Source organism: Actimicrobium sp. CCI2.3 (assembly GCF_035019065.1).
Taxonomy (GTDB): Bacteria; Pseudomonadota; Gammaproteobacteria; order Burkholderiales; family Burkholderiaceae_D; genus Actimicrobium.
In genome coordinates, this window is sequence record NZ_JASJWR010000004.1 from 46,695 (window position 1) to 62,340 (window position 15,646).

Consider the following 15,646-nt stretch of genomic DNA (forward strand, 5'->3'; position numbering starts at 1 on the left):
TATCAGATGGTCTCTATTGATTCAGCCGATAGGGTCTGATGCGGCACGGCCTCATGCCGGGTTGCCAATAGGTCCCATGGCGAAAATGAATTCGACAGCGAACGTCCCGGCCTTTATGTTGGAGACCAGCCTGATTTGTAACGCATCAGATGGTTCGATGAACCGGACAGAGGAGACCTAGATGGACACAAAAGTAGATAACGACAAGCGCAATGCCAACGTCAAGCCGCAGAAGCTCACCGCCTTCGGCGGTTATTACACCAACAAGGTGCCGGGGCACGATCCGGAACTGACCGAAACCGGGCCAGGGACGCCGATGGGTGAATACATGCGTGGGTTCTGGCATCCGGTCTGCATGTCAGCGCAGCTCGGTGACACGCCGCTGTTCCTGAAGATACTGACCGAGGAACTGGTGGCCTTTCGCGACAAGAGCGGTGCCATCGGCGTGCTGCATGCGCATTGCGTGCATCGTGGCGCGTCGCTCGAATACGGCGCAATCCAGGAGCACGGCATCCGCTGCTGTTATCACGGCATGGTGTTCGATGTTGATGGCACCTGCATTCATGTACCGTTTCCGAAGGGCGAAGAAAAGGAAGCGGAACGGTTTGCCTGCTCGATCCAGCAAGGTGCCTACAAGGCCTTCGAGCGAAACGGACTGGTATTTGCCTACATGGGTCCACCGGATCTGGAGCCGCCGTTCCCGGAGTGGGAAGAAAACTTTACCGTGGCGCCGGGCGACGAACTGGTCCCCTACAGTAATTTCCAGCATGCGAACTGGCTGCAGGTGCAGGACAATGCGGCCGACAATTTTCATCCGACCGCCTTGCATAACTCCTCCAACGTGGTCGATGAAAACTTCCAGGGCACGACTTTTAATGAAGTCGGCGCTGCCTCGATGGAGGTGCCTCCGGACATGCATTTTGTGCCGATTCATGAGGGGCGGGGCCTGGCCTGTGCTGGCGCGCGCCGGGTTGACAAGGATCGCCTGTTCATACGGGTCCAGCACCAGGCATTGCCGAACCTGAGCCTGCATGCCTATACCTCGGAAAGCGGCGTCGCCAAAAAGCACTTCAGCCGCTTCCATATCATTCGCTGGACAGTGCCGGTCGATGATGAAAACAGCGTCATGCTCGGCTGGCGCGTGATGGGTCCGGGCATCGACACGCGTGGCATCGGCGTGCGTGAGATGGTCGGATATGAAACCATCGATTTCCTTGAAGGTCAGGTTGCGATGCGCCGTCCGGAACGTTTTGGCGACTACAAGCTGGAAGACTTCCCACCGATCCCGGCCAACCATCGCGAGCGTGCTTGCTACAAGGATGCGCAACAGGCGCCTGGCGACTATGAAGCGATCACCACCCAGCGCCCCATCGCAGTTCATGCACTGGAAAACCCGACCAAGTTCGACGCCGGCGTCTACCTGTTTCGCAAGATGCTGCGTGACGCCGTGCGTGGCACCAATCCGAACGCCAGCGCCGAGAGTTTTTACAACTGGCTCAAGACCTGGAGCGGCGCCCCTAACAGCTATTGCAGCGGCAACGTGCTGGACGTGCCGCAGGGGGCAACGGTCGAAGACGAGGTACTCCAGCGGCGGGCGATCACCAAGCGCCTGGTGCAGATACTCACCGAGAGCGACAGCATGAAGGGCGACGTGCGAACGGCGTTCGTCAAGGCGCAGATGGTGGCGCTGGAAGTGTCTGCTGGACAGGTGCAGGCGACGGCGGCGCAGACGACGGCGGCACAGGCACAGGGCCTGTAGCATTTTTTGAAGCCGGTGCGGCGAATGGATCGCTCGCACAGCAATATGTTTTCTTTCCGCGTCAGCGGCGACCGCAAGGTTGATGTGGGAGGAGGATGTTAATTCACTGACTCTTCCCCATCCTGCATCCTCCGCACCACGTCAAAAAACGCCTTGATCACGGGCGCTTCGCGGCGCTCTGCCAGGCAACCGATTTCCATGTCGATGAACATCGGCGTGTCGGCGATTTCGATTACCCGGAAACGCGGGTCCTTGAAATTGCCGACATCGAGCAGGATGCCGATGCCCATGCCGTAGGCAATGGCTTCGCGCACCGCTTCCTGGCTGTCGATTTCCAGTACCCGGCGCACACTGACGCCGGCTTCTTCCAGATGGGTATCGAACACCTTGCGTTGCATGGAGGCACTTTCGCGGGTCACGATGCGCTGGCCTTCGAGGTCGCGGATCTGGACTTCGTGGCGCTCGCTCCAGGCGTGGCCGAGACCGACCAGCAGTGAAATCCGGGCCCGCCGATAGGGAATGGTAAAGAAACGCTGGTCACCCAGTTGCGGCAGGATGGCGACATCGGCTTTCAGTTCCAGCAGGTTGTCGCGCAATTCGCCGATGTTGCCAAAGGCGACAGAAACCATCACTTCCGGATACTGAAGGCCAAAGGCTGCCGCCATGCGCGTGACCTGCACCGGATCGAACGCACTGATGCGAATTTTCCCTTCCAGCAGGCCGCCGGCGGCGCGCAAGGTTTCCTCGGTTTCCGCTTCCAGCGTAAAGATACGCATCGTCATCACCATCAGCTTGTGCCCGGTATGGGTCAGTTCGACGATATGGCCATGGCGATAGAACAGTTCGATGCCGAAACGCTGTTCAAGAGCCTTGACATGGGTGGTGATGCTGGGCTGACCAATGAACAGGCTGCGTGCGGCCGCCGTGAAGCTACCGTGCAGCGCAACCGCGTGAAAACAGCGCAACTGGTGGAAATTGATGCTCAAGCAGGTCTCCTGTAAGAATCTGACCGATGGCTCGAGTGCGTACGCCGAGTGTCGGGCCGAGTGTCGGGCCGCATGATGACAGAGCATTGCCGGTTTTGCGCAGATTTGTTTTTCCGGGAGAGCGCACGGAATCTTGATTTCACGCTATCTGGGGTGTTGCTGTACTTCAAAGTTTTCGGCCATCTTCATGCGCTCGGTTTGCCACCAGCCCAGGACGATAAGGAGCAGGTGGCAAAGGTCGGTGCGTTGTCAGTTCGTCGGCAGTTCGGCTGCGATGTAGGCCCGCACGATGGCGTCGAAATCGGTATCGCCGACCAGTCCCATTGCGTGTGCTCGCGTCACGTCCCAGCAACCTGGCCAGCTGCGGATGATGCGCTCTACCGTCGGATCCGGCGCAAAGGTGACGTGCGCCAGCGGTGCCGAACCCGCGACTTTTTCCAGCGCGGCCAGCATGCCGGCGACGCTCACCGAGACACCCGGCAAATTGACCGTGCGGCTGGTGCCAAACGCGCTACCCGGCAAGTCATGCCCGGCGATCAGCGCATCGATCGCACGTTGTGGCGATAGCAGCCACAGACGGGTATCGGGTGAGACCGGACAGACCGATGCGACACCGTTGAGTGGTTCGCGGATGATGCCGCTGGCGAATGACGAGGCGGCCTTGTTCGGAAGCCCCGGACGCACGCTGATGGTTGGCAATCGCAGCACGCGGCCGTCGACAAAGCCGCGCCGGCTGTAGTCGTTGAGCAGCAATTCGCCGATGGCTTTTTGCATGCCGTACGACGATTGCGGATTCAGTGCGGTGGTGTCGAGCACGACCGCGGGCAGGTCGCCACCATACACCGCGACCGAGCTGGTGAAGACCACTTTCGGTTGGTGTCCGCGTTCGCGGCAGACTTCCAGCAGCAGGCGCGGCGCGTCGAGATTGATGCGCATGCCAAGGTCGAAGTCGGCTTCGGCATGCGAGCTGACGATGGCCGCCAGATGGAAGATCGCACGGGTATCAGTATCGATCACCTCGCGCAGTAACGCGCCGTTCGCGATATCGCCGGTGACCACGCGTACCCGCGCATCGCCGAAGTCATACGCTGCCACGACATCGATCAGCACCAGTTGTTCGATGTTGTGGCGTGCTCCATCGCTGCCGGTCAGCTGGCCGATGTTGAGTAATTGCAGAGCCAGACGCTGGCCGAGAAAACCGGCGCCGCCGGTGATGAGTACCTTCATGATTGCACTCCCTGCGCTGCCTTCAGCCACGCCAGACCGTCTTCGGTGCGGCCACGCGGACGGTACTCGCAACCGATCCAGCCGTCGTAGCCGAGCTCATCGAGTAGCGCGAACAGGTACGGATAATTGACTTCGCCGTCATCCGGTTCATTGCGGCTCGGGACGCTGGCGATCTGTACGTGGCCAATGCCGTCGACGTGCTGCTTGAGCGTCATCGCCAGGTCACCCTCGACGATTTGCGCGTGATAGAAATCCATCTGCACCTTGACGTTGGTCGCCCCCGATTCTTCGCGTAATGCATGCGCCTGCGCTTGTCCGCTCAGGAAATAGCCAGGCATGTCACGGCCATTGATCGGTTCGAGCAGAAGCATCAGACCGTGCTTGCCGAGCTCCTCCGCCGCATGGCGCAGGTTCGACAGGTATTGCTCGCGATGCATGGCCATGTCAGCGCCGGCCGGCACCAGGCCGGCCATCATGTGTAGTCGTGGCGTACCCATTGCCAGCGCGTACTCGATGCCCCGTGCCACGCCGGCGCGGAATTCTTCTGCGCGCCCTGGCAGGCAGGCGATGCCGCGTTCGCCGGCAGCCCAGTCGCCCGGCGGCAAATTGAACAGCACGTTCTGCAGCTGGTTTTCTTGCAGCAGCGCGGCGACTTCAGCGGGGCTGTGATCGTACGGGAACAGGAATTCGACGGCCTTGAAACCGGCCGCGGCAGCCGCGGCAAAGCGCTGCGGGAAGGCGACTTCATTGAACATCATGGTCAGGTTGGCAGCAAATCGGGGCATGGCAGTCCTTGAAAAAATAGTGTGTTGATAATCGCGTTAAAGGTCGAGCCCGAAGGTCGAGCTGAGGTCCTTGATTTGTTCTGCATCGAGCGGCCGGGTCGGCAAGCCGCGCAGCAGCAAAAACAGTTTGGCGGTTTCTTCCAGCTCTTCGGCGGCATACACGGCCGCTTCGAGTGTGCTGCCCGACACCACCGGTCCGTGGTTCGCCAGTAGCACGGCCGAGTGCTTGCAGGCCAGCTTGCCGATCACCGAAGCCAGTGCCGGATCGCCTGGCCGGTGATACGGCACCAGCGGCAAGCGGCCGACTTTCATGACAAAGTAGGGCGTCAGTGGCGGGATACAGTCATCGTGGTCGAGTCCGCACAGGCAGGACACCGCAGCCGCATAGGTCGAGTGCAGATGAACGATTGCGCCAGCCTTGCCGCGCTGGCGATACATCGCCTGATGCAGGAAGGCTTCCTTCGATGGCGGTTCGCCGCTCATTAGCGTGCCGTTATCGTCGAGCTTCGAGAGCCGTGCCGGATCGAGCCGACCCAGGCTGACATTGGTTGGCGTGAGCAGCCAGCCATCGGCTAGCCGCACGCTCAGGTTGCCGCTGCTGCCGGCGGTCAGGCCACGCTCGTACAGCGAGCGGCCGAACTCGACGATCAGTTCGCGCTGGCGCGCTTCGTCGGTATGGGTGTGGATCGCGATCGTCATGGCAGGCAGGCCCAGGCCTTGATGAAGAAATCCTCGCTGCCGAAGTTGCCCGACTTGAGTGCCAGCGCCAGCGGTGTGGCGCTGCTCTTGTCACTCCGATGGTCGTGCAGCACAGCGGTCCACGGCACGCCCGGATCGATTTCCGGACCAATGATCAGACCGCTGATGCCGAGCGCCTTGACCACCGCGCCGGCGGTTTCGCCACCGGCGACGATGAGTTGTCCGACGCCTAGCCGCACTAATCCTTGCGCGATGGCCGCGAGGGCGACTTCAACCAGCGTGCCGGCGCGTTCGACGCCAAGTTGTACTTGCACCGCGCGTACGGTTTCCGGCGTCGCGGTTGCGTACACCAGTATCGGTTGTTGACCCAGGTTTGCCTCCGCCCAGGCGAGTGCGGTGGCAACAACGTCATCGCCGCGCGCCAGTTGCAGCGGATCGACATGGAATGCCGGCGCGACGGCACGCATGGCGGCGACCTGTTGTTGTGTTGCCATTGAGCAGCTGCCGGCGATCACGGCACGCCGTCCGCCGGTGGCCGGCAGGCGGTCAGCCACGGTGTGCGCATCCAGCAAGCCGCGCCGGCGGAAATTTTCTGGCAAGCCCAGCGCGATGCCGGAGCCGCCGGTGACCAGCGGCAAGTCGGCGCAGGCCGCGCCGATGGCCATCAAGTCCTGATTCGAGACCGCATCGACGATTGCATAGCGATGGCCTTGCGCGCGCAGCTCGTCGAAGCGTGCGGCAATCGCATCCGTGCCCTGTGCGACGACGCTGTAATCGGCCAGGCCGACCTTGCCGCTGACCTGTTGCTGCAGTACGCGCACCAGGCTGGCATCGTGCATCGGTGTCAGCGGGTGATTGCGCATGCCGGACTCATTGAGGAGTTCGTTGCCGACGAACAGGTAGCCCTTGTAGATCGTGCGGCCATTGGCTGGAAAGGCCGGACAGGCAATCGTGAAATCGGTGCCGAGCGCGTCCATCAGTGCGTCGGCCACCGGCCCGATGTTGCCCTGCGGCGTAGAGTCGAAGGTCGAACAATACTTCGCATAAAACTGCTGACAGCCGGCTTGCTGCAGCCAGCGCAGCGCCGCCAGCGATTCATCCACCGCCTCGCTCGCCGGGTTGGTGCGCGACTTCAGCGCGATGACGATGGCGTCGACGTTGTCCGGCGGCGGACCGCCAGGCACGCCGATCAGTTGCACGGTGCGCATGCCGGCTTTCACCAGCATGCCGGCAAGGTCGGTAGCGCCGGTAAAGTCGTCAGCGATACATCCCAGTAACACGGTCATGTCAGTCTCCCCCTGCTTTGGCTGCAGGCAGCGTAATGCCAGGGAATACCTTGACGACGGCCGAATCGTCCTCAGCGCCAAAACCGGCTGCCGAAGCCTGCATGAACATCTGGTGCGCGGTAGCCGACAGTGGCAACGGGAACACACTCTTTTTTGCGTAGTCGAGCACGATGCCGAGGTCCTTGACGAAAATATTCACTGCCGACAGCGGCCGGTAGTCACCAGCGAGGATATGCGGCACGCGGTTCTGGAACATCCATGAACTGCCGGCGCTGTTGGAGATAACTTCGTACAGCGCATCGGGATCGCAGCCGGCGCGCAAGCCCAGTGCCATTGCTTCGGCGGCGGCGGCGATATGCACGCCGGCCAGAAGCTGGTTGATCATCTTCACTTTCGAGCCCTGGCCGGGCTGATCGCCTAGCCGATACAAGTTGGCGCAGATCGCCGCGAACAGATCGGTGCAGACGGCAAACGTGTCTGGCGCACCGGCAGCCATGACCGACATCTGGCCCGAGGCGGCCTTGGCCGCGCCGCCGGAGATCGGCGCATCGATGAAGCGCAGGCCCATCGCCAGCAGCTTGGTGCCCAGGGTTTCGGCATACTCGGGTGCGACCGTGGCGCTGGCAATAACGATCGCACCGGGTGCGAGATGGGCCGCAGCACCGTGTTCGCCGAACAGAACCTGATCGGTTTGCGCGGCGTTGACGACGACGATCAGGAGTGCTTCGACCCGGCCGGCCAGTTCGGCTGGCGTGGCGGCGGTGTGGGCACCGTCGGCCACCAGTTGCTGCACGACTTCCGGCCGGATGTCGTAGGCGTGGACTTCAAGGCCGCCCCGCAATAACGAGCGCGCCATGCCCATGCCCATTGCGCCTAGTCCGACGATGCCGACCCGCTTGATTTGTTCTGTCATGTAAATTGCTCCTGCTGAAGAAAAAATGCCCGGCCAACCGTGACGGCGTGGCCGGGCTGTGAAGAAGGAAAACCGCTTATTTGCTGACTAGCTTCGCAGGGACGCTCAACACCAGTCCGGCACCGGCAACCAGCACTGCGGCCAGCACGTAGAGGCCGATGTCGGTCGACTGCGTCATGTCCTTGATCAGGCCGATCAGGTACGGACTGGCGAAGCCGGCCAGGTTGCCGACCGAATTGATTGCTGCGATACCGGCAGCGGCGGCGACGCCGTGCAGGAACGACGTTGGCAAGCTCCAGAAGAGCGGTGCCGAAGCCAGTACACCGGCTGCGGCGATCGACAGGAAAACGATGGCGATACCGGTGTTGGTGGTGCCGGCCATCGCGCTACCGACCAGGCCGATCGCGCCCATCAGCATCGGGATCACCAGGTGCCAGCGACGTTCCCGGTATTTGTCCGAGCTGCGACCGAGCACCAGCATGCTGATCACCGCAGCCGAATACGGGATCGCGGTGAACAGACCGATGTTGAGCACGCCCTGAATACCGGCGGTCTTGATCAGTGTCGGCATCCAGAAGGTCAGGCCGTACTGGCCCATCACGCAGCAAAAATAGATCAGCGCCATCAGCCACAAGCGGCCATCCGAAAACAGCGCTTTCAGGCTCGGATGCGGGACCTTGTCGTTGGCGTCGGCGGCGATGCCGGCTTCGAGGACACGCTTCTCCGCTTCGGTCAGCCACTTGGATGAGCGGATGCCATCGTCGAGGTACATCAGTACGGCAATACCCAGCACGACGGCAGGGATGGCTTCGAGCACGAACAGCCACTGCCAGCCGGTCAGACCCTGAACGCCGGCAAAGGCTTCCATGATCCAGCCGGACAACGGGCCACCGATCAGGCCAGCCAGCGGGATCGCGGTCATGAAGGTACAGACCATGCGTGAGCGTCGTGCGGCCGGATACCAGTAAGTCAGGTACAGGATGATGCCGGGGAAAAATCCGGCTTCTGCTAGACCGAGCAGGAAGCGCATTACGTAGAATGAAGTCGGCGTCGTGACGAACATGAAACAGCCTGAAATCACCGCCCAGGTGATCATGATGCGGGCGATCCAGATGCGCGCGCCGACCCGATGCAAGATAATGTTGCTCGGGACTTCAAACAGAAAATAGCCAAGGAAAAAGACGCCGGCACCGAGGCCGAAAACAGTTTCGCTGAATTGCAGGTCGTTGAGCATTTGCAGCTTGGCGAAGCCAACATTGACGCGGTCCAGGTAGGCCACGATGTAGCACAGCATCAGAAACGGCACGATGTGCCAGGTGACCTTGCGATAGATGCGGGCTTCTTCGACGCTGGCATCGCTGCCGGCGGCAGCCGACGTGTCACGACCGGGCGATCGTATTCCGGAAATTGCCATTGAGTTGTCTCCTCTTTTGGGTTGGGTTAAGTGCTTGCATGGTTTTTATGATCGCGGACTGCGATTGCAGGCTGTATTAAATTTGTTCTTTTGTATGTTATGTGTCTAAAAATTGAACGTCAAGCTGTATATTTATCAGCTCGGTGCGCATGGTTACGTACAATTTGGCGTTAAGCTTTTTATGTACGGATAACTGAAATGGACACCATGGATTCAACTTCTTTTACCTTGCCTGACCCGGAACCTGAAGGCGATGGCTTTGTCGCCGGCACGCTCGGCTCGCGCGTGGCGGGCAAGTTGCTTCAAAAAATTCGCGCAGACCAGCTCGCGCCCGGTACCCGATTACCGTCGGAGCAGGTGATGGCGGTGCACTTCGGGGTCAGCCGGACAGTGGTGCGCGAAGCGATTGCATTGCTCAAGGCCGATGGCATCCTGAGCACGCGCAAGGGCAGCGGCACCTATGTGTGTGCCGCGCCGGAGGCGCTGGCAGATAGCAACGCTGCACTCACCGAGCAATCGGTGCAATCGCTACTGAACCTGCTCGAAGTACGGCGCGGACTGGAGTCGGAGACCGCTGCGCTGGCGGCATTGCGGCGCTCGCCGGGACAGTTGGCCGATATCGAACAGGCGTTGCGGCGTATCGAAGAGGCGGTTGCCTCCGGCGTCAGCGGGGTCGAGGAAGATGTACTTTTTCACCTGAGTATTGCGGTCGCGACCGGTAATCCGTACTGGGTGAAATTCATCAAAATGTTTGCCCAGCCGGCGCGATTAGCCGTGAAGGTGACGCGCGCCAACGAGGCCCGGCGCGAAGACTTTTCCAACCAGGTCCGCCTCGAGCATGAAAAAATCGTCAGCGCGATTGCGGCGGGCGATCCCGACGCCGCCCGCGCCGCAGCGGCCGAACACATGGAGCATGCGGCCGAGCGGGTGCGCCAGGCAGATCACGAATTCTGGCGCGGCGATGGTGGTGCGCTGGCGCGCCATCTGGTGCAGGAACAGTAGCGCGCCGGCAGCCTGTCGAACTTGAGCAAGCAAAGCCAAAGCCAAAGCCAAAGCCTGGGCCTGCTAAAAAAAGCGTTAATTTTTAAATGGGGGGAGTGTGCAAATAGCTGGTCGAGTAGCCCAAATAGCTGAAATAACTGCCGCGTAATCAGAGCATGGATTGTCGTCGGATGTTGCTGCAAATACTTCCGAAAAGTAAGCCTGACGGCCTTGTCCGAATACCATTGTTACGACTATCACCCCGGCGACGAATTTGATCTCAAAGGATAAATTGCCGAGGTGAGTGAAACGACATTGAGTGACGTTCATTTCTACGACATCGGCAGCGTACTGTTATCGCCCTTGCGCCAGTGCCGCCAGGCAGGCGGATCGGGGAAGGCGGTTCGAAGAAAACCGATGAACGCCCGTATCCGGCTACTCAGGTGCCGCCGGCTCTGGTAGACCGCAATGATCGGATCTTCTTCATGACATTGATGTTTCGGAAACAGCTCGATGAGGCGGCCTTGCGCAAGGTCGTCGGCGACCTGCACTTCAGTGAGGCGGGCAATGCCGAGTCCGGCGCGGGCGAATTCGATGAGAACAGACGCTTGATTCGACACGATGCGACTCTTGACCTGCAGCGGCTTTGCCATGTGCTCGCCTGAGCGAACCATCCAGAGGCTGGCTGCAATCGATGAGACAAAATTGACGCAGGCATGGTTTGCAAGGTCGTCAGGGTGAGAAGGTGTTCCGTGCTGCGCCAGGTAGGAGGGGGACGCGCAGATGATCCATCGCGTACTTGAAAAGGGCATCGCAACAAGCGAGGAATCCTTCATGTGACCGACATGGATGGCAATGTCGACGCCGTCATCGAGGAGGTGGGTCGAATCGATTCGCAGCAGCATTTCGACGCTCAGATTCGGATGTTGCAGGCTGAATTCTGCTACTTTCGCGGCAAGGACCGTCTGACCGATGATCGGCATTGAGCGGATGCGCAATGTTTGCTGGGCCGCCATCCCGGAAAAAACGGCTGCATCAGCCGATTCCACCGCTTCAATCGCTGTCAGCGCGGCCTGATAGAACGCCTCGCCTTCCTGCGTCAGCTGAATGGAGCGGTAAGTGCGTCGAAACAGGAGCACGCCCAGCCTGTCCTCCATGCGTGCAATCAGCTTGCTGACGGCCGACGGCGTCAGTGCCAGATTGCGGGCGGCCGCCGAAAAGCTGCCGTCTTCCGCGGCGCGAACGAAAACCTGCATTTCAAAGTAACGACTCATTGCCTCTACCTCTGCCTATGCCGGTGGTTCACTGCAACATTGAAAATGCATTGCGCCAGCTGGTTCGGGGATATATCCAGCAAGCCTGCCTGTGCCGCAAGTTCACACAAGGTTTGAAGACACGGAAGTATGCCAGCAGCCTGACAAGTCATACACTTGTTTTAACAAGGGATCGCTGAGTCCCGCAAAGAAATAACAGGAGACAAGTAATGACGACGCAATCCATCATCACGCCGACGCTCAACGCACCGCCTCATGAGTTTGACGCAATCATCATCGGTGCCGGATTCTCCGGCCTGTACCAACTGCACAAACTTCGCGACGAACTGGGACTGAACGTGCGTGTCCTGGAAAAGGGCGCCGGCATTGGCGGTACCTGGTTCTGGAATCGTTATCCGGGTGCCCGCTGCGATTCCGAGAGCTACTATTACTGCTACTCGTTCAATAAGGAAATCGAACAGGCGTGGAGCTGGTCCGAACGCTATCCCGAACACACGGAAATCCGGAAATACCTGAACTTTGTCTCCGACCGGCTCGACCTCAAGCGCGACATCCAGCTCGACACGGAAGTGAAATCTGCCGCCTTCAATGAGGCCTCGACGATGTGGAAAGTGGAAACCGTCGGTGGCGAGACCTTCCTGACACGGTTTCTTATCACCGCAGTCGGTTGTCTCTCGGCGGCCAACGTGCCGAAGTTCGAGGGCCTCGAGAACTTCAAGGGGGACTGGTATCACACCGGCAACTGGCCGCCTGAAGGCGTTGACTTTGCCGGCAAGCGGGTCGGCCAGATTGGTACCGGTTCGACCGGCATCCAGCTGGCACCGGTACTTGCCGGGCGATCGCAGCACCTGACCATTTTCCAGCGCACTGCAAACTACAGTATCCCCGCCCGCAATCGTTCCGTGACGCCGGAAGAAGTCGATCTGACCCGCAAAAACTACGATGATGTCTGGCGTCGTGCGCGCAGCGGCACCAACGGTCATCCGTTCACCATGTCGTCGCTGTCGGCCATCGCCGTCACTGACGCAGAGCGCCGCGCGATTTATCAGAAGGCCTGGGAACGCGGCGGGCTGCGGTTCAGGGCATCCTTCAAGGACATCCTGGCAGATAACAAGGCTAACGAGACCGCATCGGATTTCATTCGCGAAAAAATTGCCGAAATCGTCAAGAATCCGGAATTGCTCGAAAAGCTGACACCGCGTGACCACGGTTTTGCCACCAAACGCCCACCCATTGACTCGGGCTACTTCGAGACATTCAATCGAGACAACGTCTCCCTGATCGACCTGAAAGCCGAACCGATCGTGCAGGTGACCGAGAAGGGCATCCGGACAACGAAGCAGGAGTACGAACTCGACATCATCGTTTTTGCAACCGGCTTCGATGCGTTCACCGGCCCGCTGCTGCGCCTCAATCTCACCGGCAGTCACGGTTACGCGCTCAAGGAGGCATGGGCGGCAGGACCGCGCACCTACCTGGGTCTGCAGACGCCGAAATTTCCAAACCTGTTCACGATCACGGGGCCTGGCAGCCCTTCCGTACTGTGCAACATGCCGATCGCCATCGAGCAGCATGTCGACTGGATCACGACCTGCATCCGCGACATGCGTGCACAGGGACTGACGCGCATCGAGGCCGAACCGGAAGCCGCCGAACAATGGGTGGAGCAGGTCAACGCCGCAGCCAACGCGACCTTGCTGCCCATGGCCAGTTCGTCCTGGTACCTCGGCGCCAATGTGCCAGGAAAACCGCGGGTCTTCATGCCCTACGCCGGCGGCTTCGCCCGCTACACCGACATCTGCAACGACATCACGAAGAGTAATTACCGCGGCTTCGCACGAAGCTGAACGGCAAGGATCGGCTGCACGCAAACCGGCCAAGGTGCCGGTTTGCGGTGAGCCGTTGCATTCGATTGGATGACAGGAGGGTAGATGACAAGCGTACATCCAGATATTGCGGCGCTGATTGCTGCGGGCAGGGCTGCCGGCAGTCTGCCGTTCGAGGTCATGACTCTCGCAGAGGCACGACTGGCACATGCCTCCCGGCGCGCAACCCACCAGCTTGCGGCCGAAGCGGTTTCCGAGCGTCGCGACCTTACCGTAGCGGGTCCGGACGGACCCATCCGGCTGCGTCTGTACCGGCCGGCGCAAGCGTCGCTTGAGGCTGTCCTGCCATGTCTGTTTTTCATGCACGGCGGCGGCTGGATGCTTGGCAGTCTCGACTCGCATGACGCACTTTGCTGCCGCCTGGCCAATCAGGCGCACTGCTGTGTCATCGCCATCGATTATCGACTCGCGCCAGAAAGTCCCTTTCCCGCCGCGCTCGACGATTGCGTGGCCGCCTACATGGCAATTGTCGAGGACGCCGTGGCGCTGAAGATCGATCCCTGCTGCATTGCCGTTGGTGGCGACAGCGCCGGCGGCAGTCTTGCCGCCGTGCTGGCGCTGATGGGGCGTGACGGACGCATCCCGTTACCGATCCAGCAGACACTGATTTACCCCGCCGTCGACATGGACCAGAGCCTGGAAGACTACGGGCCGAACTCGGCCGGCATGCTCATTACCGGCGCGACGATGGTGTATTTCCGTGACCATTACCTGGTGCAGGTTGCAGACCGAAGCGACTGGCGCGCCTCCCCCATGAAAGCGGATTCACTTGCAGGGACGCCGCCGGCGCTGGTCGTTGTCTGCGGTCACGATCCGCTCAGGGCGGAAGGTCTGGCCTATGCCGAATGCCTGGAACGGCAGGGTGTCAGGGTAACGCTTCTGTCGCTCTCCGATCAGCCTCACGGCGTGATCACGATGACAAAGGTTGTTCGTGCGGCACTGGATCTCCAGGATGTCGTTGCGATGGCCTTGCGTGAGGCCTTCGCAGGGGCACCGAAAGAGCAGGAGGAGTCGGAAAGACGACGATGATCGTCGTTTGATCACACAACAGGTTCAATAGCCTGTAATAAAAACTACCAAGGAGACAGCATCATGGACCATACAAAAAACGGCATTGACCGTCGCAAGTTCATCGGGGGCGCCGTCGCCGGAGCATTGGTTGCGGGCTTCCCGCATATCGCCAGCGCGCAGGCAAAGGTGATCAAGGTCGGTATGTCGACGATCCTCTCAGGCCGTGTCGCTATCATGGGCACCTCTAGCCGGGCTGCCGTGCAGCTCGCGTTCAACCAGATCAATGCGATGGGTGGTATCGGCGGGCGCAAGTTTGAACTGGTCGTGCGTGATTCAAAGGGCAAGCCCGATGAAGCCGCAAAAATTACGCGCGACCTGATCAACAACGACGGCTGCGAAATCATCATCGACGCCGAGCCATCGTCCGGATCGTTTGCCGTGCATGAAGTCGTCCGCGACCTCGGCATCTTGTGTCTGCATACCTGCTCGGAGACGTCGTCGCTGACCGCCGATCCGAAACTGGCCGTAAAGACGGCATTTCGTTGCGCCCGGCAAGGCATTCACGACGCCGTCGCAGGCGGTTCCTATGCCGCGATGATCTCCAAGGAAAAGAAGTTGAAGCGATGGATGACCTGCTCGCCCGATTACGCCTATGGGCGTGAAAATACGGCGGAGTTCCTGCAGTATGCGAAGGTCTTCGACCCGTCCATCGAGGTGATCGACCAGGTCTGGCCGAAGCTGTTTTCGCCGGACTACACCGAGAGCATCACCAAGATACTTCAGGTCAAGCCGCAGGCGGTCTATTCCGCTTTGTGGGGTGGCGATGTCGTCGCCTTCATCGAGCAATCGAATATGTACCGGTTGTTCCAGAACACTGCCTTTTTCTCGGGCGGACTGGGTGATCCGCCTATCCTGGCCGCCATCAAGAATCTGCCACAGGGCTTGCATACGGCGTACCGCTACAACAGGGACTTCCCGGTGCTGCCGGAGAACAAGGCATTCGCCGATTCCTTCGAGAAGATCGCGCAGCATGAGGCAACCAACTGGGGCTGGCAAAACTTCGTCGCGGCAAATTTCATCATCGAAGCGGTGCGTCGTACTGGTGGGAAAACCGATTCCGGCGCGCTGGCAAAAGAGATCGGCGGCATGAATCTGAAAACGCTGTTCGGCATGATGACCATGCGCGAGAGCGACCACACGCTCATCAATTATCCGGTCGCATGGGGCAAGACGATTGCCAAGTCGCCCTGGGTGGTTGATCACGTCGATACCGAATGGTCAAAGATCATCGAACTCGAACTGCAATGGAAGAAAAGCAAAGGCTACGTCTGATTTTTTCCGTGGATGCTGGCCGTCGGATCAACGACGGACATTTTTCTCTCATTGAAATTACCAGTTGAGCGAAACCTTGACTTTTACTTCCGG

Annotated in this window: 12 protein-coding genes and 1 pseudogene; 5 read left to right on the forward strand and 8 right to left on the reverse strand. The window is 60.0% G+C overall.

Annotation, left to right across the window (positions count from 1 at the left end; genetic code table 11):
* Window positions 1-181: 181 nt before the first annotated feature.
* Window positions 182-1,759 (forward strand): Rieske 2Fe-2S domain-containing protein, encoded by a 1,578-nt coding sequence (locus QN370_RS03595; protein WP_322125805.1) that lies wholly within the window; start codon window positions 182-184, stop codon window positions 1,757-1,759.
* A 98-nt stretch (window positions 1,760-1,857) separates the two neighbouring features.
* Here the strand turns inward: QN370_RS03595 and QN370_RS03600 are convergent, their stop codons facing one another.
* From QN370_RS03600 to QN370_RS03630, 7 genes and pseudogenes are all read right to left on the reverse strand, one after another.
* A complete protein-coding gene (locus tag QN370_RS03600; RefSeq protein WP_322125806.1) occupies window positions 1,858-2,745 on the reverse strand; it encodes a LysR substrate-binding domain-containing protein in 888 nt (295 codons plus the stop codon).
* A 249-nt stretch (window positions 2,746-2,994) separates the two neighbouring features.
* Window positions 2,995-3,972 (reverse strand): D-erythronate dehydrogenase, encoded by a 978-nt coding sequence (gene denD, locus QN370_RS03605; protein WP_322125807.1) that lies wholly within the window; start codon window positions 3,970-3,972, stop codon window positions 2,995-2,997.
* Window positions 3,969-4,757, reverse strand: a complete 789-nt coding sequence (gene otnI / locus QN370_RS03610) for a 2-oxo-tetronate isomerase (RefSeq protein WP_322125808.1) — start codon at window positions 4,755-4,757, stop codon at window positions 3,969-3,971. Before otnI ends, denD begins: the two co-directional genes overlap by 4 nt.
* A gap of 36 nt (window positions 4,758-4,793) precedes the next feature.
* Entirely contained in the window at window positions 4,794-5,456 is a 663-nt protein-coding gene (gene otnC, locus QN370_RS03615; RefSeq protein ID WP_322125809.1) for a 3-oxo-tetronate 4-phosphate decarboxylase, read from the reverse strand.
* On the reverse strand, window positions 5,453-6,742 hold the full coding sequence (otnK, locus tag QN370_RS03620) for a 3-oxo-tetronate kinase (protein WP_322125810.1): 1,290 nt from the start codon (window positions 6,740-6,742) through the stop codon (window positions 5,453-5,455). The genes otnC and otnK overlap by 4 nt, the downstream gene beginning before the upstream one ends.
* A gap of 1 nt (window position 6,743) precedes the next feature.
* Window positions 6,744-7,721 (reverse strand): annotated as a pseudogene (gene ltnD / locus QN370_RS03625) (L-threonate dehydrogenase); the annotation flags it as partial.
* Window positions 7,722-7,731: 10 nt separating this feature from the next.
* Window positions 7,732-9,069, reverse strand: a complete 1,338-nt coding sequence (locus QN370_RS03630; RefSeq protein ID WP_322125811.1) for an MFS transporter — start codon at window positions 9,067-9,069, stop codon at window positions 7,732-7,734.
* Window positions 9,070-9,276: 207 nt separating this feature from the next.
* Here QN370_RS03630 and QN370_RS03635 point away from each other — a divergent pair, with 207 nt between their 5' ends.
* Complete coding sequence (locus QN370_RS03635) at window positions 9,277-10,071, forward strand: FadR/GntR family transcriptional regulator (RefSeq protein WP_322125812.1); 795 nt, start codon at window positions 9,277-9,279, stop codon at window positions 10,069-10,071.
* Between the two features lie 311 nt (window positions 10,072-10,382).
* Here QN370_RS03635 and QN370_RS03640 read toward each other — a convergent pair whose 3' ends face one another.
* Entirely contained in the window at window positions 10,383-11,324 is a 942-nt protein-coding gene (locus QN370_RS03640; protein ID WP_322125813.1) for a LysR family transcriptional regulator, read from the reverse strand.
* A 209-nt stretch (window positions 11,325-11,533) separates the two neighbouring features.
* Here QN370_RS03640 and QN370_RS03645 point away from each other — a divergent pair, with 209 nt between their 5' ends.
* The 3 genes from QN370_RS03645 (at window position 11,534) to QN370_RS03655 (ending at window position 15,553) form a co-directional block, all read left to right on the forward strand.
* Window positions 11,534-13,171 carry an NAD(P)/FAD-dependent oxidoreductase gene (locus tag QN370_RS03645; RefSeq protein WP_322125814.1) on the forward strand — a complete coding sequence of 546 codons (1,638 nt, stop codon included), beginning with the start codon at window positions 11,534-11,536 and terminating at the stop codon, window positions 13,169-13,171.
* Between the two features lie 84 nt (window positions 13,172-13,255).
* Window positions 13,256-14,239: an alpha/beta hydrolase gene (locus tag QN370_RS03650; RefSeq protein WP_322125815.1), complete on the forward strand. Its 984-nt coding sequence runs from the start codon at window positions 13,256-13,258 to the stop codon at window positions 14,237-14,239.
* A 63-nt stretch (window positions 14,240-14,302) separates the two neighbouring features.
* Complete coding sequence (locus QN370_RS03655; protein ID WP_322125816.1) at window positions 14,303-15,553, forward strand: ABC transporter substrate-binding protein; 1,251 nt, start codon at window positions 14,303-14,305, stop codon at window positions 15,551-15,553.
* Window positions 15,554-15,646: the final 93 nt, after the last annotated feature.